The sequence below is a fragment of the Luteimonas panaciterrae genome (assembly GCF_020511115.1).
In the GTDB taxonomy this organism is placed as follows: domain Bacteria; phylum Pseudomonadota; class Gammaproteobacteria; order Xanthomonadales; family Xanthomonadaceae; genus Luteimonas; species Luteimonas panaciterrae.
Genome location: NZ_JAJAVH010000001.1, coordinates 260,183 through 283,911 on the forward strand (window position 1 = coordinate 260,183; position 23,729 = coordinate 283,911).

Sequence of the window (23,729 nt, forward strand, 5' to 3'; positions counted from 1 at the left end):
TTGGCATGACGCCGGGATGGAGTCATGCTCCCGCAACAGGGGGCGGACATGCTGCACAGCTGTCTTGCCTATCGCAGCGGGCATCCCATGCCCAACCAGGGGATCCATCACAACATGCGTACTGACCAACGCCGTCCGGCCGTTTTCCGCCGTCGCCTGCTTTCCCACGCCTTGCACGTCGCCCTACCCGCCCTCGCTCTTCCTGGGCTCGCCCTGCCGGGCCTGGCCCTGGCTCAGGAATCCGCGCCGCCGGCCTCCGACCCGGTGCAGCTCGACAAGATGGTGGTCACCGCGCAGAAGCGCGAGCAGCAGGTGGAAGAGGTGCCGATCGCCATCACCGCCTACTCGGGCGACTTCATGGACAAGCTCGGCATCACTGGCATGGGCCAGCTCGCGGACTACGTGCCCGGCCTGCAGGTACAGGAACAGAGCCCGAACAATCCCGGCTTCGTGATTCGCGGCATCACCTCCGACAGCGGCGATCCGAAGGAGGCGCCGCGCGTGTCGGTGTTCCAGGACGGCATTTCGATCAGCAGCTCGCGTGGTTCGTCGGTCGAGTTGTTCGACATGGATCGCGTGGAAGTGCTGCGCGGCCCGCAGGGCACGCTGTTCGGACGCGCCGCCGAAGTCGGCGCCGTGCATCTGATCCAGAACAAAGCGCGCGACGAGAATTCCGGCAGTCTTGAACTTGGTGTCGGCAGCGACAACCAGCGGTTGATCAACGGCTATGTGAACACCTCGATCGCGCCGGAGGCCCTGTTCGCGCGCATGGCGGTGTTCCACGAGAAGCGCGACGGCAGCGTCGACAACGCCGCCGGTGGCACTTTGAACGGCAAAGACACGACCGCCGCGCGTTTCAGCCTCGGTGCGCGCATCGGCGAGGCGAGCAAGCTGGATTTCATCCTCAACTACCAGGAAGACACGCCGCCCGGTACCGACTTCCGCAGCGGCACCATTCCGAATCGTCGCGGCAGCACCAGCCATTACGACACCGCCGAGCTCAATCGCGGCAACGAGCTGGGCCTGCGCCGCAAGGTTTATGGCGCGACGGTACTCGGGTCGTTCCCGCTCAGCGACAACTGGACGTTGAACACGATCAGTGGTTGGCGCGAATTCGATTCGCACGAGGAATTCGACGCCGACGGTTCACAGCTGTATGCCCTGGAATTCGCAGAGATCGCGGAGGGCACGCAGTGGAGTCATGAGCTGCGTTTCAATTTCGACAATGGCGGCAGCTTCGCCGGCTTCGTTGGAACCAGCTATTTCAACGAAGAAGGTTCGCAGACCGTACCGTTCCAGACCGATGAGCGCAGCCTCGTGGCATTGCTCTCGCAGAATGAGGACTTCCGCGATCAAGTGTCCGCCATTCTCGGCGGCATTCCGATTCCGATCGTTCCGCCGGTCAATTCCGACGGCAGCCCCAATCTCGATTACACGCTGCCGTTGAACCTGCAGAATTTCCTCAAGCATTACCACCAGGAAGCCTTCGCCAATTACGGCGCCACCAAGTCCTGGGATGTCTTCGTCGACGGCACTTGGCGCGTCAATGATCGATTCGAACTCAGCGCGGGCCTGCGCGGAACGAAAGAACGTCTGAGCGCGGGCTATCAGGGATTCGCGGGAAGCGGAATCAGCCTGCTCAATGGAATCGGCAGCGGAGCACCGGCACCGCTGCAAGGCAGCAACATCCTCAACAGCGCCACCAACGGCATCATCCGCCGCAGCGAGAGTTTCGATTCTCTGGTGGGTCGCGTCGCCGCGCGTTACGTGTTCTCTGATCAACTGAGCGGTTACGCCACGGTCTCGCGCGGACGCCGCCCGCACGTCATCGACGTCACGCCGCAAGGCAGCGACGTGCTGCCGGCGGAAACCGTCGACAGCTACGAAGTCGGCATCAAGGGCAACGCGATGAACGGCCGCTTCGTGTATGACGTGGCCGGTTACTGGTACAACTACGCCAACTTCCAGACCTTGCGGCCCAACCCCAGCGGTGGCACGCCGTTCTTCATTCCCACCAACGCAGGCAACGCCACCGCCAAGGGCATCGAGACGTCGTTGAGCGGCAAGCTGGCAGAAGGCCTGACACTGTTCGCCAACTACGCCTGGACACATGCGCGCTTCGACGATCGCGACGACAACGGCAATCCGCAGATCTACGCCGGCAATCGCTTCCGCCTGACGCCTGATCATTCCGCCGCGATCGGCCTGGATTGGCAGGTTCCGTTCGGCTCGGGCGACTATTTCTATCTGCGCCCGTCGTATACCTGGAAGTCTAAGATCTACTTCGAGGACGAAAACACGCCGGGACTGGAACAGGAAGCCTACGGTCTGCTCAATCTGCGCCTGGGCGTGCGTCTGAACAAGGATTGGGACATCGGCGTGTGGGCCACCAACCTCACCGACGAGGAATACCTGATCGACGCCGGCAACACCGGCCGTCAATTCAGCACACCGACTTACGTTCCCGGCCGTCCGCGCAGCTACGGCGTCACCGCGAGCGTGCGGTTCTGAGTCTGGATCACGGAGAAAGCAAGCGTTTCGCTTCCTCCGCCTTGGTTGCACCGGTTATTCACGCAAAACGGCAGCCTCACGGCTGCCGTTTTCATGTGCAATCGAAAGTTCCGGAGGCGAATCAAGCCACGACCGGGACCTGTTTTCCCTTGATCACTGCACCGTCGGTCCGGCGGATTTGTCGCGAGTAAAGAATCCGAAGATCTTCTTGCCGAACGCCACGACCACCAGCACCAGCGGGATCAACAATTTCTTCAGCCCCAGCAACAGCACACCGATCTTGGCGAGCAGCCCGGTTTTCGCAGCCAAACCACCACCAATCAACGCCGCGACGCCGTAGGCGGCGACCTTGTCGGTAGAGGAATCGTAATCGGCGTAGCGCGCGCCCTGGTCGAATTCGGTCATCGGCAACAGCTGCTGCATGCCGGCCTGCACCATCGGCAACTGCGACATCCCACCCACCGCGTTGAGGCTGAGATAGCCGCGGCGTCCAAGCACGCGGATGTCGTAGTTGAGCGTGTGCTGCTCGGAGCCCGCGAAATTCAGCTCCTTGGCCCAGATCAGCTTCTTGTTGGCGCTGTCGTAGCGCGGCGGCTCCGCCCAGCCGACGAGGTCGACGGTTTCGTAGCCGGCCTTCTTGCGCTCGGCGTTTTCTTCCTCGGTGCCTGCCTTCATGTCTTTCAGCAGTTCGTCGTAGTCGGTCTTGGCGGCGTCCTCGTCGGAGACATAACCGTCATCGGAGTACGTCACCACCACCGCCCACGAATCGTCGCTGGCAAGCGGTTGCGCGGTCGGCACCACCAGGCCGAGCACGGTGTCGTCGGGCGGATTGCCCCACAACTCTTCCAGTACCTTGCGAGCGTCAGCTTTATCGAGATAGCGGAAGGCCGAGTCGAGTTTGAAATGTGCGTCGGCTTCCGGCACGGCGATCTCGCCGCTGCGGAATTGCAGCCCGTCGACGAAGGCTTTCAGTTTGGCTTCGCCATCGTCTTGGGCGAACGCGGTTGAAGTCACGGCCAGCAGGAAGCCGACCGACAGCCATTTTGCGAACATAGATGTGTCCCCGTTCCTTGTGGACGTCCCCACGTCCTGCGATCAGTTTGCAACTGTGACGTGGTTCGCGCAAGCGCTTCGGCGTCAGGGTTTCGCGGGTTCTCCGCGCCGGGATTCGTAGCTCTGCAGGTGGATCCAGGCGGCGCCGAGCAGCGGCGCGTCGATGCCGGCCGCGCGGGCGCGATGGAACATGTCGCCGACGATGTGTGCGGCTTCCACCGGCTGCCCGGATTCGAGATCGCGCAGCATCGAAGCGGTGAGCGGGGAGCCGGCCTGGGTCAGGGTGTCGCGGGCGGTGGCCGCGGTCTCTGGCGGCACCGGTTGCCCGGCGGCTTCGGCCACGGCCAGGCATTCGCGATGGAGCGCTTCCATGAATGCGGTGCCGCCCTCGCTGGCATTGATGCGGCCGACACTAGCGCGCATCAGGCAGGTGCCGGCGGCGAGCGTGGCGAGGAAGCTGAACTTGTTCCACAACTCCTGCGCGATGCGCGGGCTGTGCAGATGGTCGATTCCCGCCTGCGCGCAAAGCGTGGCGAGTGCTTGCAGCTGCGAAGTCCCCACGCCCGGCGTGCGTTCGCCGAACGTGATCGAGGCCAGCCTGGCCAGATGCAGGACCTCGCCTTCGGGGCCTTTCATCGCACTGATGACGCACAACCCGCCGAGCACGCGATCCGCGCCGAAGCGGGCATCGAGCACGTCGTAGTGGCGCAGGCCGTTGAGGATCGGCAGCACGGCCGTGTCCGCACCGACGGCGGGTGCGATAGCTTCGATCGAGCTGTCGAGGTCGTAGGCCTTGCAGCTCAGCAGCACCAGATCGAACGGCTGGCGTGCCGCCTGCGACAGAAGTACATCCGCCGTCGTGTAAGCGACGCGGATGTCGGCGTCACCGAGCGGGCTGCGAATGCGCAGGCCATCGCGTTGCAGCTGCGCCGCGCGCGCCGGCCGCACCAGGAACGTCACGTCGGCGCCGGATTGCGCGAGACGTCCGCCGAAATAACCGCCGGTGCCGCCCGCGCCGAGGATGAGGATGCGCAATCCGGGCATCACATCAGCTGCGCAGGCCGACGCCGCGCTTGAGCAGCCACAGGCCGAGCGCAGCCAAGGCGACGACGAAACCCAGCATCAGCACATACGCCACCCACAGCGGCACGTCGGACACGCCGAGCAGGCCATAGCGGAACGCGTTGACCATGTAGAAGATCGGATTGGCGTGGGTGAGCGTCTCGGCCCAGCCCGGCAGCAGTTTCACCGAATAGAACACGCCGCCGAGATACGTGAGCGGGGTGAGGATGAAGATCGGCACGATCGCCACGTCGTCGAATTTCTTCGCGTACACGGCGTTGACGAAGCCGGCCAGCGAGAAGATCGTCGCGCCCAGCACCACCGTGCTCAGCGTGACCAGCGGATGCGGCAGGCGCACGTGGGTGAAGAACATGGCGATGCACAGCACGATCACGCCCACCATCAGGCCACGCAGCACCGCGCCGGTGACGTAGCCGCCGAGGATCACCCAGCTCGGCATCGGGCTGACGAGCAATTCCTCGACATGGCGCCCGAATTTCGCACCGAAGAAGCTGGAGGAGATGTTGCCGTAGCTGTTCTGGATCACGCTCATCATCACCAGGCCCGGGACGATGAAATCCATGTAGCGGATGCCGTCCATGGTGCCGACGCGCGAGCCGATCAGGCCGCCGAAGATGAGGAAGTACAGCGTCATCGTGATCGCCGGCGGCACCAGGGTCTGGCCCCAGATCCGCAGGATACGCACCACTTCACGGCGCACGATGGTGATGAAGGCCACCCAGTTGCGGCGGGCGACGCTGGTCTGCGCGGCGGTCGCGGGCAGGGTCTGCGTGCTCATGCGGCCTTCCCCTGCTGTTGCGCGGCGCCGTTCTGTCCGGTCAGGCGCACGAACAATTCTTCCAGGCGATTGGACTTGGTGCGCATCGAACGCACGCGGATGCCGGCCTCGTTCAACGCCGCGAACACGCGATTGAGATCCATCGCGCGCGGCATGTCGAGATCGAGCGTGTGATCGTCGGTGGCGATCAGCGTGGCGCCTTCGATGTGCGGCAATGTCGGCGGCAGCGTGCCGTCGATGTCGAACAGGAAGCCTTCGACGTCGAGCTTGGCGAGCAGCGCACGCATCGGTCCCTGCTCGACGATCACGCCGCGATCGATGATCGCCAGGTGCCGGCACAGGCTCTCGGCTTCTTCCAGATAATGCGTGGTGAGGATGATGGTGGTGCCGGCGGCGTTGATCTCGCGCAGCGTGCTCCACATGCCGCGGCGGATCTCGATGTCGACGCCCGCGGTGGGCTCGTCGAGAATCAGCAGCCTCGGCCGCGTCATCATGGCGCGGGCGATCATCAGGCGTCGCTTCATGCCGCCGGAGAGCGTGCGCGCCATGGTGCGGGCCTTGTCCCACAGCTGCGCGCGCTTGAGTTCTTCCTCCGCGCGCACGCTCGCCTCCGCGCGCGGGATGCCGTAGAACCCGGCGTAGTTGACCAGGATGTCGAAGGGCTTCTCGAACATGTTGAAGTTCAGCTCCTGCGGCACCAGACCGATCAGACGCATCGCGGCGTCGCGCTGCGCGTGCAGGTCGACACCGAACAGGCTGACATCGCCGGAGGTCTTGTTCACCAGCGAGGAGACGATGCCGATCAGGGTGCTCTTGCCGGCGCCGTTGGGGCCGAGCAGGGCGTAGAAATCCCCGGGCTGCACGTCCAGCGACACGCCTTTCAGGGCCTGCACGCCGGTGTCGTAGGTCTTGCGCAGATCGCGAATGGCCAGCGCGGGCGCGCCGGGCACGGGTTGCGGGGATGGGGTCATGCTGGGTTCGTTGGCGTCTGCGGGGTGGTCGCGTCGGGCTGAGCGTGCAATCGGAGCGTGTGCAATTCGGGCGTCGTGCGGAACGAAGCTCGCCGCGCCGGCGGCATGGAGCGCGTGGAGGCCTGGGCCGGCGGAACGGTGTAATGCCACGATCGCAGCGGCGGAGCCGTTATTATAGGCGCCCTACGGGCCTCGGCCCGGTAACGATCCGTTCCAGGGCTTTGAGCACATCTCCTTGAGCCCATTTCAAGCCAGCCGAGCGATTTCCTCCGTACTGACAGGTTCTCAGTGCCCGTTTACTTCCCGCTGAAGCTCGTCGGCCGCCGCATGCTGGCGCCGACCGTCGCCCACCTCTCCTTCGTCCGCGACGACGGACAGCCGCTAGATTTCGTCCCCGGCCAGTTCGTGCAGGTGCATTTCAGCTATGCCGACGGCACCGCCACCAAGCGCAGCTACTCGCTGGCGACGATCCACGACCATGCGCTCGGCCCGGGCGACATCGTCGAGATCGCGGTGAGCTACGTCTCCGGCGGCGCCGCCACGGCGCTGTTCGAGGGCCTGCGGGATGGCGACCAGTTGCAGGCCAGCGGTCCCTATGGCCGGTTCTGCCTGCAGCCGGCCGACGCCAACCGGCGCTATCTGCTGATCGCCACCGGCACCGGCGTCACGCCCTATCGCGCGATGCTGCCGCTGCTGGAGCGGCAGATGGCCGAGCGCGGCATCGAAGCCGTGCTGCTGCAGGGCGCGCGCACGCCGCAGGAGCTGCTGTACGGCGATGAGTTCCGCGACTTCGCCGAACGTCATCCCGGCTTCCGCTACGTGCCGTGCCTGTCGCGCGAATTGCCCGAACCCGGTTCGCCGCAGGCGCATGCCGATGTGCGGCACGGCTACGTGCAGCAATTTCTCGACGAATTCGCCCCACGCGCCGATGGCGACATCGCTTATCTGTGCGGCAATCCGGACATGGTCGATGCCTGTTTCGAATCGCTGAAGGGGCATGGGCTGCCGGTGCCGCAGATCCGGCGCGAGAAGTACGTCAGCAGCAAGTGAGCGTGGGCGCCGGCATGGATGCCTCATCGCAGACCCTGTTGTTTCCGCCTGCGGAGATGCCTCGCGGCGCGCAGCGCTCCGTAGCGGCGGCTGCAAAGCGCCACAATTGGCGCAAGCAACCAGATGTACCGCTCAAAGAGGCTCTCTTGCTGCGTCGGTCTCGCAAGTCGAGCGATGCCGGCAATGAGCCCTAGCAATCAAGCCGCTTCGCCGTTCGGCTTAATCCCGGCGGCAGACGCCATGCCGGACGTCGTGGCAGTTCCTGTCGGTGCCTTCGCCGACCCCAATTCTCCACCGCCCGGAGATCGGTTTACGAGGAGCGCATGCACCATCGGGGGCCTTCCTCAAGACATCGGGCACATGGATTGAGTTGTCCAGGGATCGTCACCATCAGCCGGCTTGCGGCTTGGCGGCGTTAACCGCCCATTGGGCGGCGAAAGCACGCTGGTATGCGGGCCGCGCTTCACCGCGGGCGACATAGGCGGCCAGGTCCGGAAATTCGTCCAGGATGCCCGACGGTCTCAGCCTGAGGAGCACGGACACCATCATCAGGTCACCCGCGCTGAACGCACCATCGAGCCAGTCGGCGCTCCCCAGGCGGGCCGAAAGCTGGACCAGCCGATGGCGAATGCGATCTTCGACCAGAGGCAGGCGTTCCTTGGCCCAAGGTTTGTCACCTTCCTGGAACTTGGCGATGACGAGGTCGAGGATCGGCGGTTCCACAGTATTGAGCGCGGCGAACATCCAGGTGATGGCGCGCGCCCGCGCGTTGGCCTCGTCCGGCAACAGACCCGGATGGCTTTGGGCGAGATGAAAGATGATCGCGCCCGTTTCGAACAAGGCGAGATCGCCTTCCTCATAGGTGGGAATCTGGCCGAAGGGATGCAGGCGCAGGTGCGCGGGTTCCTTCATCGCACGGAACGAAACGAGGCGGACCTCGTAAGGTTGGCCGACTTCTTCCAGAGCCCAGCGCACGCGCGTATCGCGCGCCAGTCCCTTGCCGCCGTCGGGCGACTGTTCAAAGGCGGTAATGGTGATGGTCATCGTCGAGCACTCCTGGTGAAAACCGGTTGCGAGAGATCGGCTCAGACGGCCTGATTGCCCGCTTTCACCATGACGACGAACGGTCGGATGCGAATTCGACACATGCCGAAGAAATTTTTTTCGTATGAGCGCGCTTCTTCAGAAGCGCGGGACTCGCGTTCGACCCGAAGCGGACGTCCGCAATCGGCCGTCAGGCGCCGGCACGCGCGGCCACGACCGGCGCCAGGGTTTCCAGCCAGCGCATCGCATGGCGCAGACAGGCCGTCGCGCGCATGCGGCGCAGCTGCGCGGCGACACCGGCGGTGACCGTCCAGGCATCGCGGCGCACGAATCCGAGCACGATGCGCCAATCCTCGCTGGCCGGCCGCACGCAGGCCTGCGGTGGCAGCGCATCGCGCAGAGTGCCGCCGTAGCACGTCGCGAGCGCCTCGTCGAAAGGCTCCGCGAGCAGCGTGCCTAAACGTTCCCGCGAATCCTCGATGCCAAGTATGGCCGTGGGATCGCCACGCCCGGCCGGCATGTCGGTGGCGAGCACGGCCGTCGCACGCGACCACGACACCGCGCGGCGCTCCAGTTCGCTGTCCAGCAGCGCCGCGACCAGCAGCGGGTGATAACGCTGGAAGAAGCGCGGCGCGGCGCCATGTGGCGCGGGCAGGTCTTCCCACACCGAAAGATGTCCGTGCTGGTCCGCGCAGGCGCGCAGCACCGCGTTCGCGGTCCGCACCGCGGCGGTGGCGGGCATGTCGGTGAACAGCGCGCACAGCAGCAGTTCGGCCAGCAAATCGAGATCGCGCCGCCACAAGCACCACCACAACCCGCTTTCCAGCGTGTCGTGGATGTCCGCCGCGGCATAGTCGCGCGGCAGTGGATGTTGACCGAACTCGGTGAGGTAGAAGATGGCGTGCGTCAGCGCGTAGCCGTCGTCGACCGTCAGCAGCGGCAGGAATGGCGAACGCGCCAGCCAGTGCATGGGCTGCGGTCCCGGATCGCCGCCCGACAATCCTTCGCCGAAGGCGACTTCCAGCGCCTGATAAGGACTGCGCTCGCAATGGGTGCCCAGCCCGGCTTCATGGACGGCGGAGGCGGCGATGCGGAATCCCGGCATGTCGTATCCGAGCGCCGCCAGGAATCCATCGCCGAGCGCGAGCATCGGCAACCGCGACGGCTGCCATAGCATCGCCTCGAAGACGGCATCGCCGCGCAGGCGCGTCTCGGCCCAATCCAACAGCGGTTCGGCCTGCGAGCGCACGCGCGCCCACGCCGAGGCATTGCGCGCCACGCCCCAGCACAGCAGTGCGATCTCGCACGCGGCCTTGTCGGCGGCGCGCTCTCCCGGCGCGGATTCGCGCAGCGAGGAAAGATTCGCATGCAGATAGGAAAACACCGCGTCGACGCAGAACGCGCCGCGCAGCTTCGCCGTGCCTGGCATGGACAGGACGGGCCGCGTCGGCCCGTCCTGCATCGCGACGCCGGATCGCATGCTCAACCTTGCCGCAGCGCGCCGATTTCGGTGCGAACCAATTCCTTCAGCGCGGCGCGATCGAATTCGTCAAAGCGGCGCGGCCCTGGCCAGCGCCGGACGATCCAGCCATTGCCGCACCAGATATCCCACGGGTCCAGTCCGGACAGCGCCCCGCCCTTGACCATCGAGGCGAGGGTGACGTCGAGATTGAGCAGCTTGCCCTCGACGAGGTTCTGCACGTTGTTTTCGAGATCGTTGTTCCTGGGCATGTGCCTACTCCTTGCGATGAAAGTCCGCTCTCGATCGAGGCGATCGCGCGGGGAAGAGAGCCGTCCCTGGCAATCGCGGCCGGCAGGGGAATGCCGTGCGCGATGTCCGAAGCCTTGGGTTCAATCGTTTGGGTCCGCGATGCGCCCTCACACCTATAAAACGGATTCGCTGGCGGGGAACTGACATGTCCGTGCCGGGGTTTTTTCGTGCCGACACGGCTCGCCCTGCCTTTGGTCACGTTTCCGCGGCGGCGCCGGCATGTCATCCTGAATCGATCGTCCCGCGCCGCGTCCGCCGTCATGTCCCGCAAAACCAGAGTCGCCCTCGTCGCGCTATGCCTGCTCGCCTGGTTCGGGTACCGCTATGTGAACGAACATGCGCGGCCCGCGAAAAAGGGCGCTGCCGCCCAGACCGCGGCCACGCCGGTGCCGACGCGCATGTTCGGCCGCATCGCCTTCCAGCCGTGCACGCTGCCTTCGCCGACAGGTGCGCCAAGCGTGGAGGCGCAGTGCGGCAAGTTCGACGTCGCCGAGAATCCCGCGCTGCCGAAAGGCCGCAGGATCGCGCTCAACATCGCCTGGATTCCGGCGGTCGACGACAATCGCGACATCTCCGATCCGGTGTTCATGCTCGCCGGCGGTCCCGGACAATCAGCGACGCGCAGCTACGCCATCGTGGCGCGGGCATTTCGCGAAGTGGGCAAGCATCGCGGCGTGGTCCTGATCGATCAGCGCGGCACGGGCGAGTCCAATCCGCTGATCTGCGATGCCCGCGATGACGAGACGCCGACCAGCCACGGCCCGGACGCGGGTGCCACCGCGCGCACCGCGGCCGAACATTGCCGGGATGCCCTGTCCAAGCGTGCCGATCTGCGCTTCTACACCACCAGCGATGCGATCCGCGATCTGGATGCGGTGCGCGCCGCGCTCGGCGTCGACAAGATCAACCTGCTCGGCATCTCCTACGGCACGCGCGTGGCGCAACAGTACGCGCGCCGTTATCCGCAGCACACGCGCACGCTGGTGCTGGATTCGGTGGCGCCGAACACGATCTATCTCGGCAACGATTTCGCGCGCAATCTCGAATCCGCGCTCGATCTGCAGTTCGGTCAGTGCAGCCGGCTGCCGGACTGCGCGAAGCCGCTTGGCAATCCGCGCGAGCGCCTGAACACCTTGATGACGATGTTGCGGACGCAACCGCCGCTGGTCACCTATCGCGACGCCAACACCGGCGAGAGCAAGCAGGAAACGCTCACGCCCGAGCACGTCGCCGCGCTCGCGCGCATGTACGCGTATGTGCCCGACGCGGCCGCGGTGCTGCCGTTGTTGCTCAACGAAGGCGCGAAGGGCCGTTACGACGGCTTGATGGCGCTGTCGAAGATGCTGGCCGACGATCTTTCCGACCAGATGGCCATGGGCATGCAGTTGTCGGTGATCTGCGCCGAGGATGCCGACGGCCTGCGCAGTGATCCGGCGATGGCCGGTTCCCTGCTCGGCAATGTGCTGATCTCGACGCTGCTCGCGCAATGCGAGGTCTGGCCGAAGGGACAGCGGCCAGCCGATTTCCATGCACCGCTGCGCAGCGACGTGCCGGCATTGCTGCTTTCCGGCGAGCTCGATCCGGTGACGCCGCCAGCCTATGCCGAAGCCGTGGCGAAGACGCTGCCGAACGCGCGCACGCTGGTGTTGCGCGGCCAGGGCCACAACGTGATCGGCGCGGGCTGCATGCCCAAGCTGCTGGCGCAGTTCTTCGACAGCGCCGATGCGAAATCCCTGGACACGAACTGCCTGTCGACCCTGTCGTACACGCCGCCGTTCACCACTTTCAACGGATGGACGCCATGATCGTCGCCGAACACCTGCGCAAGACCTTCAAGAGCAAGGCCGGTCCCGTGGTCGCGGTCGACGATGTCGGCTTCGAGGCGCGCGACGGCGAAATCACCGGCCTGCTCGGCCCCAACGGTGCCGGCAAGACTACGACGCTGCGCATGCTCTACACGCTGATGTCGCCGGAGCACGGGCGCGTGACGGTCGACGGTGGTGACGTCGCTCTCGATCCCGCCGCGGCACGACGCGCACTCGGCGTGCTGCCGGATGCGCGCGGCGTGTACAAGCGCCTCACCGCGCGCGAGAACATCCGCTACTTCGGCGAACTGCACGGCATGGATCGCGCCCAGATCGATGCGCGCACGCGCGTGCTGGCCGAAGCGTTGCAGATGGAGGATTTCCTCGATCGCCAGACCGAAGGCTTCAGCCAGGGCCAGCGCACCAAGACCGCGATCGCACGCGCGCTGGTGCACGATCCGCGCAACGTCATCCTCGATGAACCCACCAACGGTCTCGATGTGATGACCACGCGCGGCCTGCGTAACTTCCTGCGGCAGCTGCGCGAGGAAGGTCGCTGCGTGATCTTCTCCAGCCACATCATGCAGGAGGTGGCGGCGCTGTGCGATCGCATCGTGGTGATCGCGCACGGCCGCGTCGTCGCGCAGGGCACACCGGACGAGCTGCGCGCGCAGACGGCGGAAACCAATCTGGAAGATGCGTTCGTGAAACTGATCGGCTCCGACGAAGGGATGCTCGCATGAAGTTCTTGCTGATCGTCTGTCTGAAAGAGCTACGCGAACTGGTGCGCGACCGCCGCACCTTGTTCCTGCTGCTGGTGATGGGGCCGCTGCTGGTCCCCGGCTTGATCATCGGCATCGGCACGCTGGCGCAGAACCGCGCCAAGAGCCAGACCGAAAAGCCGCTCGCCATCCTCATGGTCGGCGCGGAACAGGCGCCGAACCTGATCGCCTTCCTCGCCAGCCAGGGCATTTCCCGCAAACCGATCACGGGCGATGCCGACGCGGCGATCCGCAATCAGGAAGAAGACGTCTACCTGCGCATCGGCGAGGACTACGCCAACGACTGGCGCGGTGGAAAGCCGGCGCTGGTGGAGATCGTGCACGACAGCACGCGCAACGATGCCGCGATTCCCGTCTCGCGCGTGGAAGCGGCGCTGACGCTCTACAACGGCAAGGTCGCGGCGCTGCGACTGGTCGCGCGCGGCATCAGCCCGAGCGTGGCCGCGCCCCTGGCCGTCTCGCACAAGGACCTGTCGACACCGGAGGCCCGGCGCAGCATGGCGCTGGTGTTCCTGCCCTATCTGCTGATCCTGAGCGCCTTCATCGGCGGTTCGCATCTGATCATCGACGCCACCGCCGGCGAGCGCGAACGCCAGTCATTGGAGCCGCTGCTGGCCACACCGGTTTCGCGCAGCGCCATCGTCAGCGGCAAGATGGCTGCGGCGTGCATCGTCGGGCTGATCAGTTTGTCGCTGACGTTGCTCGGGCTGAAGGTCGGCACGTTGCTCGCGCCCGGCGTCGGCCGCGTGATGGACGTGAGCGGACCGGCAATCGTGAAGATGCTGCTGATCCTGGTACCGATGCTGCTGATCGGAAGTTCGCTGCTCACCTACATCTCGGCCGGCTCGAAATCGGTGAAGGAAGCGCAGGGCCACATGCCGATCCTGATGCTGCTGCCGATGGTGCCGACGATCCTGTTGATGGTGAATCCGGTGCGCACGGAGTTGTGGCAGTACGTGGTGCCGTTCCTGGCGCAGAACCAGATCCTGCTGAAAGTGATCCGCAGCGAGATCATCGCGCCGCAGGAATGGGCGGTGTATTTCGCCGCGGGCCTGGGGCTCGCGGCCGTGCTGTGGTTCGCGGCGACGCGGCGGTATCAGCAGGAGCGGCTGGCGATCTCGGGTTGATGGCGAAACCCGAAGAAGTCGAAGCGTTCTCGGATCGGTTCGATATGCTTCGTCATCCCCGCCTTCGCGGGAATGACGAGCAAAAAAACGAGAGCCGCGCATTTCTGCGCGGCTCTCGATCTTCAAATCCTTTTCGAACGTCTACTTGCTGGCGCTGAATCCGATCTTGCGCCGCGTCGTCACCGCCGTCGGCACCGGCTCGAAGCGCCAGCGCCTCACCGCCGCGACGGCTTCGCGATCAAACACGCGTGGCGGATTCGCGCGCACGACGCGGGCACCGGTGACTGTTCCGTCGGTGCCGACCGTGAACTCGACCTCCACCTCGCCCGACTGCCCCGCGCGCAGGGCGTCCATCGGATAGCGCGGCTGCGGCGTGCTGACCGGACGCAGCGTCGGCGCGGCGGCGGATTCGGCTTCCGCCTTCGGTGCCGCGGCGGTGGGGGTCTGCTGCTCGCGCTGCGCGGCGGCCTGGCGTTCGGCTTCCCGTTGCGCCGCGGCCTTGCTTTCGGCTTCACGCTGCGCGGCGGCCTGACGTTCGGCCTCCTGCTGCGCGGCCAATTGCTGTGCCGCCTGCTGCTGTTGTGCCGCCTGTTGTTGCTGACGATCCTTTTCGAGCTGCGCCGCGCGTGCCTGTTCCTGTTCGGCGGTCAGCTTCTCTTCCTCGCCGCGCTTGGTCACCGCTTCCTGCGCGGCGGTGATGCTCGCCTTCAGGCGCGCCAGCGCGGGATGGCTCGGATCGGCCTTCTCGAGCAGGCTGTACAGACGCTGCGCCTCGGTGAAATCCTCACGATCACGGCTCTGCTCGGTGGCGATGACGGCCATCGGCAGCAGGTCGGTCAATGCGCTGGACGCGCCGGGATCGCCCGGCGCCTTGTCGCGCAGCGCCAGGTAGTACTCCATGGCGTTGTCGCCGGCGGGCGCATACAGACGGCTTTCCTGATAGGCCTTGGTGGCCTTGTCGCGCAGCGTATCGGCGTTCAGCGCCGCCACTTCCTGTGACACGGCTGGTGCCGGCGCGGCGGACGGTGCGGCGCCGGATGGCGTCGCGGTGCTTGCGGCATCTTCCTTCTTGCCGCAGGCGACGAGTGCAAGCATGAGGACGGCACCCGCCGTCATCCGTGCGCAGACCGTCCGATGTCGTCGCGTTCGTGGAACCATTCGTGGAGCAGGCATTTCTGTTATCCCCCTGGCGTGCCTTTGTGGCGCCTCCTAAGGACGCGATAGTAGCGCGTGTTTGTCAACCAGGTCCGGTTAGAACCGTGATCCGATCGCGCCACTCGCGCATTAACGTGACGGCTTGTCGCATGCGGCGCTAATGTCTTCGATACGCCAGCGCATGTCACTTGCCGATGCAGAATGTGGAGAAGATATGGCCGAGCAGATCGTCGGGGACGACCCGGCCGGTGATCTCGCCCAGCGCATCGTGGGCGGCACGCAGCGACTCGGCGGCCAGGTCGAGCGTTTCCCCGGCGAGGGCCGTGCGCGCCATTGCCAGTTCGTCTCCGGCCCGGCGCAAGGCCTCCACCTGACGCGCGCGCGCCGTGAACGCGCCCTCGGCGTTTTCCGAACCGCCTTGCGCCCAGATCGCGCGCAGGCGCGCATGCAGCCGATCCAGACCGATGCCGGTGCGCGCCGAGACGTGAAGGACGTCCTGCGTGTCCGCGGGAGCCGCCTCCCCTTCCGCCCCCGGCAACAGGTCCGCCTTGTTGTGCAGCCACAGCTGCAGCGGCACGCCGGCGATCGCCGCCGCGACCGCGGCGCGGTCGGCTTCGGGTTGCCGCGCATCCAACACCGCGATCGCCAGATCCGCGCGTTCGAGTTCGGCATGCGCCCGGCGCACGCCCTCGCGCTCGATCGCATCCTCGGTCTCGCGCAGGCCGGCGGTGTCGACCAGGGTCAGCTCGACGCCGTCGATGCGGATCGTCTCGCGCAGCAGATCGCGCGTGGTGCCGGCGATGTCGGTGACGATCGCCCGTTCGCTCCCGGCCAACGCGTTCAGCAGCGAACTCTTGCCCGCGTTGGGCGGGCCGACGATGACCGCGTGCAGTCCATCACGCAGCTTCTGCCCGCGTTCGGCGCCGGTGAGCAGCGACGCGAGCGACTCGATCGCGTGATCGAGCCCCGTGCGCAGCTGCGTGCCACCGAGCGTGTCGAGCGGCTCGTCGGCGAAATCGATCGCGGCCTCCGTGTGCACGCGCAGTCGCAGCAATTCGGCAGCGAGGGCTTCGACACGGTTCGAGAATGCGCCGTCGAGCGCGCGGCGGGCCGCGCGTGCGGCGCGGGTGTCGCTGGCAGCGATCAGATCGGCCACGGCCTCGGCCTGGGCGAGATCGAGCTTGCCGTTGAGGAAGGCGCGCTCGCTGAATTCGCCGGGGCGGGCGTCGCGTGCGCCCAGGGTGAGGCAGCGTCGCACCAGTTGCTGCAATACCGCCGGGCTGCCGTGTGCTTGCAGTTCGACCACGTCCTCGCCGGTGTAGCTGGCGGGGGCCTGGAACAGCAAGGCGATGCCGTCGTCGATGGTGGTGCCGTCGGCGTCGACGAAGCGGGCGTATTGGGCTTGTCGCGGAGTTAGTGGTTTGGCGGAGATTGCTTCACCGATTTCCCGCGCGCGTGGGCCGGAGAGGCGCACGATGCCGACGCCGCCGGCGCCTGGGGCGGTGGCGATGGCGGCGATAGTGTCGGTTGAGGCCATGGGTTTATGTTCGCAGAATCTGGAGCAAAAGCGTTTCGTCCGCTACACGGCTTTGCTTGTCATTCCAGCGGAAGCTGGAATCCATTTTGTCGTTGCTAGTGCCAGCGAGATCAAAGGCGTTTCGCCCCTGAAGGGGCGAGTTCATTTCTTTTGATAAGCGTCAAAAGAAACGAACCAAAGAAAAACGCTTTTCTCGACACAGCAATCCCATGGCGGGAAGTACCCCAGGATTTTCCGACTCGCCATCCTGGCTCGGTCGGAAAACGGCGGGCATCCATGCCCGCCGCCCTTCGGGTCTAGGCACATCGCGGCTCGCAGGGATTCTTAGCAGCCAAGAGCAAGAGCTGAGCTTGCTCGGCTTTGCTTCGCCTTCCGCTTCTAAAGCTTGCGCCTCTTTACAACCGGAGACCCGGAGGGCGGCGCACAGGGATGTGCGCCGTTTTTCGACCGAGCCAGGATGGCGAGTCGAAAAATCCTGATACCAACGAAACTCTGGGATTGCTTCGTCGAGAAAAGCGTTTTTCTTTGGTTCGTTTCTTTTGACGCTTATCAAAAGAAATGAACTCGGCCGCGCAGCGGACGAAACGCTTTTGCTTTTCGACAGCAACAGCCAAGAGCAAAGACACTGGATGCCCAGCCATCCGGCTGTTAAAAACCGCCGGAATGACGAACAACAGCAAAAGCCAAATGGATCCCAGCTTCCGCTGGGACGACGAGCAAAGGCAATGACAAAGTCCATGCATTCCCGCCTACGCGGGAATGACGAGCAAAGTCGAACGAAAAATCAGGCCTTCTCAGCCACCGCCTTCCCAGCCGGCGGATCCGAATACTTCTTCAGCATCAACCACTGCTGCAACAGCCCAAGCCCGCCGTTGGCCACCTGATACAGCACCAGACCCGCCGGCAGGAACGCCAGGATCACGCCGAAGATCAACGGCATCATCTGCATCATCTTCTGCTGCATCGGATCCATGCCCACCGCGGGCGTGAGCTTCTGCGTCGTCCACATGATCGCCATGTTGATGATCGGCAGGATGAAGAACGGGTCGCGCGCGGTCAGATCCTGGATCCACAGCATCCACGGCGCCTGACGCAGTTCCACCGACTCCATCAGCACCCAGTACAGCGCCATGAAGATGATCATCTGCGGGATGATCGGCAAGCAGCCGCCAACCGGATTGATCTTCTCCTTCTTGTAGAGCTCCATCAGCGCCAGCTGGAATTTCTGCTTGTCGTCGCCGTAGCGTTCCTTCAGCTGCGCCACGCGCGGCTGGAACTTGCGCATCTTCGCCGCCGACTTGTACTGCGCGGCCGAGAGCGGGAACAGCAGCAGCTTCAGCAGCAGCACCATGCCGATGATGGTCCAGCCCCAGTTGCCGAACAGGCCGTGCAGCTTGTCCAGCACCCAGAACAGGCCCTCGCCCAGCATCGCGAAGAAGGAATACTGGCTGTAGTCGACCGCGCGATCGAGCTTGGGCACGCCTTGCGCCTGGATCTGCTTGACCAGCTTCGGTCCCACCCACAGACGGGCGCTGGTCGCTTCCTTCGTGCCGGGCGCGACGGTGAACGCGGGCCCGGTGGCGGCGATGCTGTCGACGCGGCCGGTATGGGCAAGCGAGAACAACGCAGCCTGATCAGGCTGAGGAATCCACACGCTCAGGAAGTGGTGCTGGAGCATGGCGATCCAGCCGCCGGTCACGGTGATGTTCACCGGGCCGTCCTCGGCGAAATCCTTGAACTTGCGCCGCTGGTATTTTTGATCCGCGTCGAGCCAGGTCGCGCCGAGGAAGCTGTAGGACTCCGGATTGGTCATCCCGCTCTTCTGCTCCGGCGGAATGCGCGCCAGCTGCCGGTAGACGTAACCCGCCCACGGCTTGCCGCCGGCGTTGGCGACTTCGTCGCGTACTTCGATCGCGTAGCTGCCGCGCTTGATCGTCCAAATGCGGCGGATCGTCACGCCATCCGGTCCGTTCCACACGAACGGCACCGAGATTTCGCGCTGGCTGGTCGTGAGCGCGACATTGGTGTTGGCGGGATTCTCGGCGACGAAACCGTTGACGTGGTTCGGCGCGCTCGCGCCGTTCTGTCCCGTCCAGCCGCTCTGCGCCACGTAGTAATGCGCCGAGCTTTCGTCGAGCAACTTGACCGGCGGGCTGCCCTTCTCGCGCGTCTGCGGGTACTGCAGCAGTTCCGCGTCGAACACGTTGCCGCCGTCCAGCACGAGACGCAGCACGTCGGTGGTGACAGTCACACGACTGCTGGAAGCGTTCGCCGCGGGTGTCGGCGTCGCGGCGGCGGTGGCAGCGGCGGGAACGCCGGAGGTCGCGTTGGGAACCGTGGCTGCCGGCTGTCCCGGAATCAGCGTGGGAATCGCGGCGCTCGGTGCCGATTGCTCGGTCGCGGCCGGAGCGGGCGGCGCGCTGCGCTCCTTGCTCCATTCCATCCACAAGAAGGCGGCCACCGTCAGCCAGGCGAAGAGCAGGATCGTACGAGTCGGATTCATCAGGCAGGCGTGCTTGGGCCGTCGGAAGCAGAAGCATCCGACGCAGGACGGGAAGGGGAGTCGACGGACGGGGCGGGGCGAATTGTGCCGCCCCCCGGCGATGCGGGCAATGCGCCGGCGCGTTGTAACAGTTGCAGGAAGGCGTCACGCAACGCGGGATTGTCGCTTTTCGCGGCTGGAGGCCGGGCGACAATCACGTAACTGCCCGCCGGCAATTGCGCGCGCAGTTGACGAAATGTTTCGCGCAGGACGCGCTTGATGCGGTTGCGGCCGACAGCGTTGGGATCGACCTTGCGCGAGACCGCCAAGCCCAGCCGCGCGGGTTCGCCATCGACACAGACGTGCAGGGCGAACAGCGGCGAGGCCGTGCGACGGCCTTGCTGGAAGATGCGGTCGAAATCGGCGCGTGCACGGACCCGCGCCCGGGGCGGGAGACCGGCGGTCATCGCGGCGACATTGTCGGGGGCGCCGTTGTCAGGAACCGGCGCGTCCGTTGCCTGGAAAGGCTGGCGGCCGGCACAAGGCCTGCCGTCAGGCGGTCAGGCGCTTGCGACCCTTGGCGCGGCGGCGGGCCAGCACTTTGCGGCCGTCGGCGGTCTTCATGCGGGCACGGAAACCGTGGTCGCGCTTGCGCTTGAGGTTGCTGGGTTGGTAGGTGCGCTTGGTGGCCATGGCCGGATGCCAAATTCGGAAAGCAAGACCGCCTACTTTAGCGGCGCACCAGGCCGAAGGTCAAGTCGTGGTTCGCTTTGACCGGATTCGACGCCCTCCTCACGTTCTGTCTGCGTTCCGCCCGACGCTCCGGGGCCCGAGGGCTTCATGTTCGTGATAAGTATGTGATTGTTCTCACTATTTAAATGTGAACTTCACTGCAATTTCATCGCAATTCCCTCAGTTTGAGCCCGCGCTAGCTCTGCTAGCGCCGCTCCGGACAAGCCATTTGCCCGTCAGCTATCCGAAAACGTAAGGGGAATTTCTTATGCGCTTCAAACAACTCGCCCTGGCCTTGGCCGGGCTGGGACTGTCGGTCGGTGCCATGGCCGCCGCGTCCCAATTCTTCGATCCACCACGCCCTGCTGCCGCCGGCTCGACGCCGGTCACGCCCTCCACCCTGGTTTCGACGGCGAGAGGCGCGTCGTCGGCACGCACCACAGCGACCGCCACGACCTCGCTCTCGACCACCGACGGCGCGCTGGCGGACGAGACGCCGACCGAGCCGCTTCCACCCGGCACTGGCGGCGTCACCGGCATCAACAAGGCCATCCAGCTCATCATCACGTCCCTGATCAACATTCCGATCATTCCGGATGCGATCACCGCGTTGATCCGCGCGCGGGAAGAAACGACGCCCCACGCACGTCAGACGGCCGCGCTGACGACACGCGATCAGCCGGTGCCGATCCGGCTGCGCGCCCTCGGCCCGGGCGGCGACTTCCTCGCCGACGAAACCGATCCGCTGTATCAGTACAAGGTCGTCGAACAGCCCAAGCACGGCACGCTGTCCGGAACGCCGCCGCATCTGGTCTACACGCCGAACCCCGGCTTCACCGGTTTCGATCGTCTGAAATTCCAGGTCGGTTATCCGCTGCAACTTCTGCCGTTGCCGACCGTCTCACAGGTCGACATCAAGGTGATCGGTTCCTACAACACCTTCGAAAGCGGCCAGGTGCGTCCGCTCGCGCTGAACTCCGACAAGACGCGGCTGTACGCCGTCAACACGCCCGACAATCGCCTGGAAATCTTCGACGTCACGCAGACCGTGCCGCGCCTGCTCGACAGCGTGCCGGTGGGACTGGAGCCGGTGGCGGTGTCACTGCGCAACGACAATGAAGCCTGGGTGGTGAACACACTGTCCGACAGTGTCAGCGTCGTCGATCTCGCGGCGCCGAAGCCGGCCGTGAAACGCACGCTGCAGGTCGGCGACGAACCGCAGGACATCGTCTTCGCGGGTCCGGGCAAGCAGCGCGCCTTCATCGCCACCGCGCATCGCGGTCAGAACTCGCCGGTGGATCCCGCGCTGGAAACGCCCGGCGTCGGCCGCGCCGACGTGTGGGTGTTCGATGCGCCGACCGTCGATCAGGCGCAAGGTGATGCGGCCCCACTGAAGATTCTCACTCTGTTCGGCATGCCCGGACGCGCTTTGGCGGTGAGTCCGGACGGCGGCACGGTGTATGCCGCGATCTTCAAGTCGGGCAACCAGACGACCGTCGTCGGCGCCAATAACCTGATCCTCGGGCCGAACAGCACCAAGTACGGCAAGAAGGGGCTCACCACTGACGCCAGCGGTCTCGGCGGCAGCAATCTGGAAATACTGGGCGCCAAGAAGGCACCCAACACCGGCGTGATCGTGCAGTACAAGAACGGTCACTGGGTCGACAGCTATGGCACGAACTGGGACGCCTATGTGCCCTACTCGCTGCCGGACAAGGACGTGTTCGCGATCGACGCGAACGCGGCATCGCCGGTGGTCAAGCAGGAAATCCCGCACGTCGGCACTTCGCTGTTCAACATCGCCGTCAATCCGGTGTCGGGCGCGCTGTACGTGTCCAACTACGACGCGCGCAACTTCGAACGCTTCGAAGGCGACGACCGCACCGACGGCAAGCTCTCGGTCAACGGCCGCTTCATCCGCAACCAGATCACGGTGATCAAGAGCGGGCAGGTGTTGCCGCGCAACCTCAACAAGCATCTGGTGGATTCGCAGACGCTCGGCGCCCCGGGCGATAGCGAGCGCAGTCTGGCCATGCCGTTGCAGATGCAGGTCACCGACAACGGTCAGACTCTGTACCTGGCAGCGTATGGCTCGTCGAAGATCGGCGTGTTCAACACCAGCCAGTTGGAGAACGACAGTTTCGTGCCGTCAGAAAGCGCGCATATCAACGTGAGTGGCGGCGGTCCCGCCGGCCTGGTGCTGGACGAGGCGCGCGGCCGCATGTACGTGCTCACGCGTTTCAACAACAGCATCGCCGTGGTGAACACCGCGACCCGCAGCGAAACCGCATCCGTGCCGATGTACAACCCGGAACCGGATTTCGTGGTCAAGGGCCGCCCGTTCCTCTACGACGCACGTTTCAACTCAGCCAAGGGCGACGTGTCCTGCGGCAGCTGCCATCTGTTCGGCGACATGGACGGATTGGCCTGGGATCTGGGCAATCCGAAGGAGAAGTGGACGGAGAACCCCCGCAAATATTCCGATCCGCTCTCGCTGATCCTGGCCACGCGCGCCTTCCATCCGCTGAAGGGGCCGATGACCACGCAGAGCTTCCGCGGCCTGGAATTCCAGGGTCCGCAGCACTGGCGTGGCGATCGCACCGGCGCCAAGCGCGTGAACGGCGAGTTGCTGGAAAAGGCAGCGTTCAAGGAGTTCCGCGTCGCCTTCACGGGATTGCTGGCACGCGCGCAGCAGCCGACCGAAGACCAGTTGAATCAGTTCACCGACTTCATCATGCAGCTGCGTTATCCGCCGAATCCGATCCGCAATCTGGATAACAGCCTCACGGCCAATCAGGCGGCCGGCAAGGAAGTGTTCTTCAACCAGCTCTCCACTGGTTTCCCGACCTTCCGCGACGACATCGGCATCAGCAACGGTTCGATGCTCACCTGCAACGAGTGCCATGAAGTGCATCCGGATTCGCAGCGCTTCGGCAGTTCCACCCTGATGTCATTCGAAGGCACGTCCATCTCGCAGGACTTCAAGATCCCGCACTTCCGCAACCTGTACCAGAAGGTCGGCAAGTTCGGTTTCAACATGCGTGGTTTCGCTTCCACGCAGATGGGCGATCAGGTGTCCGGTTTCGGCTTCCTCAACGATGGTTCTCTGGACACCGTCAGCACGTTCCTGCGGTTCGGCGCCCGAGATGGCGGATTCGATACTCGCCTCTTTGTCTTCCGCTCTCCGGCCGATGTCGCCAAGGTATCCGACTTCCTGTACACCACCGACACCGGCTTCGCGCCGATCGTCGGCCAGCAGGTCACGCTGGGCGCGGGCAAGACGGGCGCGGCTTCGCGTCTGGATTTGCTCGAGCAGCGCGCTCTTGCGCATACACGCTCCGGCGGGCCGTTGACGCCGGAATGCGATCTGGTCGCCAGCGCGAAGATCTTTGGCCAGTCCTATGGTCTGCTGTTACAGGACGATGGCAAGTTCGTCACCGACAGTGCCGTCTATCCGTCGATCTCGGACGCCGATCTGCGCAACCTGCTCACGCAGGAGGGCAACAGCGCCACGTTCACCTGCGCACCACCGGGCTCGGGCCAGCGCATCGCGCTGGACCGCGACGAGGATGGCATCTTCAACGGTGCCGATACCGTCACCAGTGGCCGCGCCGTGACCACGATCCAGCCCTACAACAACGAAAACGAGACCGACCGGTTCGAAACTGCCGTCGAGAGCAATTACTTCCTCGAAATCGTGTTGAGAGCGCTGCTGCGCTGGCCGGACTTCACGCTCCGGTAATCAGGCGGGCGCTCAGCATCGGCTGGGCGCCCACTCCGCATCACCACAACGACCTCTCTCCCGCGCCGGGAGAGAGGTTTTTTTATGGGCCTCACTTCGGTTTTCC

Annotated in this window: 19 protein-coding genes; 6 read left to right on the forward strand and 13 right to left on the reverse strand. The window is 65.0% G+C overall.

The window, feature by feature from the left end:
• The first annotated feature begins 114 nt into the window (after positions 1-114).
• Complete coding sequence (locus LG367_RS01170; protein ID WP_226467383.1) at positions 115-2,511, forward strand: TonB-dependent receptor; 2,397 nt, start codon at positions 115-117, stop codon at positions 2,509-2,511.
• 153 nt (positions 2,512-2,664) lie between these two features.
• On the opposite strand, the gene LG367_RS01175 is transcribed toward LG367_RS01170, so the two are convergent.
• The 4 genes from LG367_RS01175 to LG367_RS01190 all read right to left on the reverse strand — a co-directional run bounded on the left by LG367_RS01175 (position 2,665) and on the right by LG367_RS01190 (position 6,396).
• Positions 2,665-3,564 carry a DUF2167 domain-containing protein gene (locus LG367_RS01175; RefSeq protein ID WP_226467384.1) on the reverse strand — a complete coding sequence of 300 codons (900 nt, stop codon included), beginning with the start codon at positions 3,562-3,564 and terminating at the stop codon, positions 2,665-2,667.
• A gap of 84 nt (positions 3,565-3,648) precedes the next feature.
• Positions 3,649-4,599, reverse strand: coding sequence for a 2-dehydropantoate 2-reductase (gene panE / locus LG367_RS01180; protein ID WP_226467949.1), 951 nt, complete (start codon positions 4,597-4,599; stop codon positions 3,649-3,651).
• Between the two features lie 13 nt (positions 4,600-4,612).
• Positions 4,613-5,425, reverse strand: a complete 813-nt coding sequence (locus LG367_RS01185; RefSeq protein WP_226467385.1) for an ABC transporter permease — start codon at positions 5,423-5,425, stop codon at positions 4,613-4,615.
• Positions 5,422-6,396, reverse strand: a complete 975-nt coding sequence (locus tag LG367_RS01190) for an ABC transporter ATP-binding protein (RefSeq protein ID WP_226467386.1) — start codon at positions 6,394-6,396, stop codon at positions 5,422-5,424. Before LG367_RS01190 ends, LG367_RS01185 begins: the two co-directional genes overlap by 4 nt.
• 288 nt (positions 6,397-6,684) lie before the next feature.
• Here LG367_RS01190 and LG367_RS01195 point away from each other — a divergent pair, with 288 nt between their 5' ends.
• Positions 6,685-7,446, forward strand: a complete 762-nt coding sequence (locus tag LG367_RS01195) for an FAD-binding oxidoreductase (RefSeq protein WP_226467387.1) — start codon at positions 6,685-6,687, stop codon at positions 7,444-7,446.
• Positions 7,447-7,836: 390 nt separating this feature from the next.
• Here LG367_RS01195 and LG367_RS01200 read toward each other — a convergent pair whose 3' ends face one another.
• The 3 genes from LG367_RS01200 to LG367_RS01210 form a co-directional block, all read right to left on the reverse strand.
• Positions 7,837-8,490, reverse strand: a complete 654-nt coding sequence (locus tag LG367_RS01200) for a glutathione S-transferase family protein (RefSeq protein ID WP_226467950.1) — start codon at positions 8,488-8,490, stop codon at positions 7,837-7,839.
• Positions 8,491-8,680: 190 nt separating this feature from the next.
• Positions 8,681-9,970, reverse strand: a complete 1,290-nt coding sequence (locus tag LG367_RS01205; protein ID WP_226467388.1) for a DUF6895 family protein — start codon at positions 9,968-9,970, stop codon at positions 8,681-8,683.
• A gap of 2 nt (positions 9,971-9,972) precedes the next feature.
• Positions 9,973-10,221, reverse strand: a complete 249-nt coding sequence (locus LG367_RS01210) for a hypothetical protein (protein ID WP_226467389.1) — start codon at positions 10,219-10,221, stop codon at positions 9,973-9,975.
• 300 nt (positions 10,222-10,521) lie between these two features.
• Between LG367_RS01210 and LG367_RS01215 the strand changes: the two genes are divergently transcribed.
• From LG367_RS01215 to LG367_RS01225, 3 genes are read left to right on the forward strand one after another with little or no spacing between them, the layout of a single operon-like run.
• Positions 10,522-12,066 (forward strand): alpha/beta hydrolase, encoded by a 1,545-nt coding sequence (locus tag LG367_RS01215; protein WP_226467390.1) that lies wholly within the window; start codon positions 10,522-10,524, stop codon positions 12,064-12,066.
• A complete protein-coding gene (locus LG367_RS01220) occupies positions 12,063-12,809 on the forward strand; it encodes an ABC transporter ATP-binding protein (protein WP_226467391.1) in 747 nt (248 codons plus the stop codon). Before LG367_RS01215 ends, LG367_RS01220 begins: the two co-directional genes overlap by 4 nt.
• The gene (locus LG367_RS01225; RefSeq protein WP_226467392.1) at positions 12,806-13,975 is read left to right on the forward strand and encodes an ABC transporter permease; all 1,170 of its coding nucleotides are present in this window, start codon (positions 12,806-12,808) and stop codon (positions 13,973-13,975) included. Before LG367_RS01220 ends, LG367_RS01225 begins: the two co-directional genes overlap by 4 nt.
• 141 nt (positions 13,976-14,116) lie before the next feature.
• On the opposite strand, the gene LG367_RS01230 is transcribed toward LG367_RS01225, so the two are convergent.
• The 6 genes from LG367_RS01230 to rpmH all read right to left on the reverse strand — a co-directional run bounded on the left by LG367_RS01230 (position 14,117) and on the right by rpmH (position 19,842).
• Positions 14,117-15,070: an energy transducer TonB gene (locus LG367_RS01230; protein WP_425490888.1), complete on the reverse strand. Its 954-nt coding sequence runs from the start codon at positions 15,068-15,070 to the stop codon at positions 14,117-14,119.
• A gap of 244 nt (positions 15,071-15,314) precedes the next feature.
• The gene (gene mnmE, locus LG367_RS01235) at positions 15,315-16,667 is read right to left on the reverse strand and encodes a tRNA uridine-5-carboxymethylaminomethyl(34) synthesis GTPase MnmE (protein WP_226467394.1); all 1,353 of its coding nucleotides are present in this window, start codon (positions 16,665-16,667) and stop codon (positions 15,315-15,317) included.
• A 160-nt stretch (positions 16,668-16,827) separates the two neighbouring features.
• Complete coding sequence (locus tag LG367_RS01240) at positions 16,828-17,406, reverse strand: hypothetical protein (RefSeq protein WP_226467395.1); 579 nt, start codon at positions 17,404-17,406, stop codon at positions 16,828-16,830.
• 45 nt (positions 17,407-17,451) lie between these two features.
• On the reverse strand, positions 17,452-19,170 hold the full coding sequence (gene yidC, locus LG367_RS01245) for a membrane protein insertase YidC (protein WP_226467396.1): 1,719 nt from the start codon (positions 19,168-19,170) through the stop codon (positions 17,452-17,454).
• On the reverse strand, positions 19,170-19,616 hold the full coding sequence (gene rnpA / locus LG367_RS01250) for a ribonuclease P protein component (protein WP_226467397.1): 447 nt from the start codon (positions 19,614-19,616) through the stop codon (positions 19,170-19,172). The genes yidC and rnpA overlap by 1 nt, the downstream gene beginning before the upstream one ends.
• Before the next feature lie 85 nt (positions 19,617-19,701).
• A complete protein-coding gene (gene rpmH / locus LG367_RS01255) occupies positions 19,702-19,842 on the reverse strand; it encodes a 50S ribosomal protein L34 (RefSeq protein WP_041043460.1) in 141 nt (46 codons plus the stop codon).
• Positions 19,843-20,149: 307 nt separating this feature from the next.
• Here rpmH and LG367_RS01260 point away from each other — a divergent pair, with 307 nt between their 5' ends.
• Positions 20,150-23,623, forward strand: a complete 3,474-nt coding sequence (locus LG367_RS01260) for an Ig-like domain-containing protein (protein WP_226467398.1) — start codon at positions 20,150-20,152, stop codon at positions 23,621-23,623.
• The last annotated feature ends 106 nt before the right edge of the window (positions 23,624-23,729 follow it).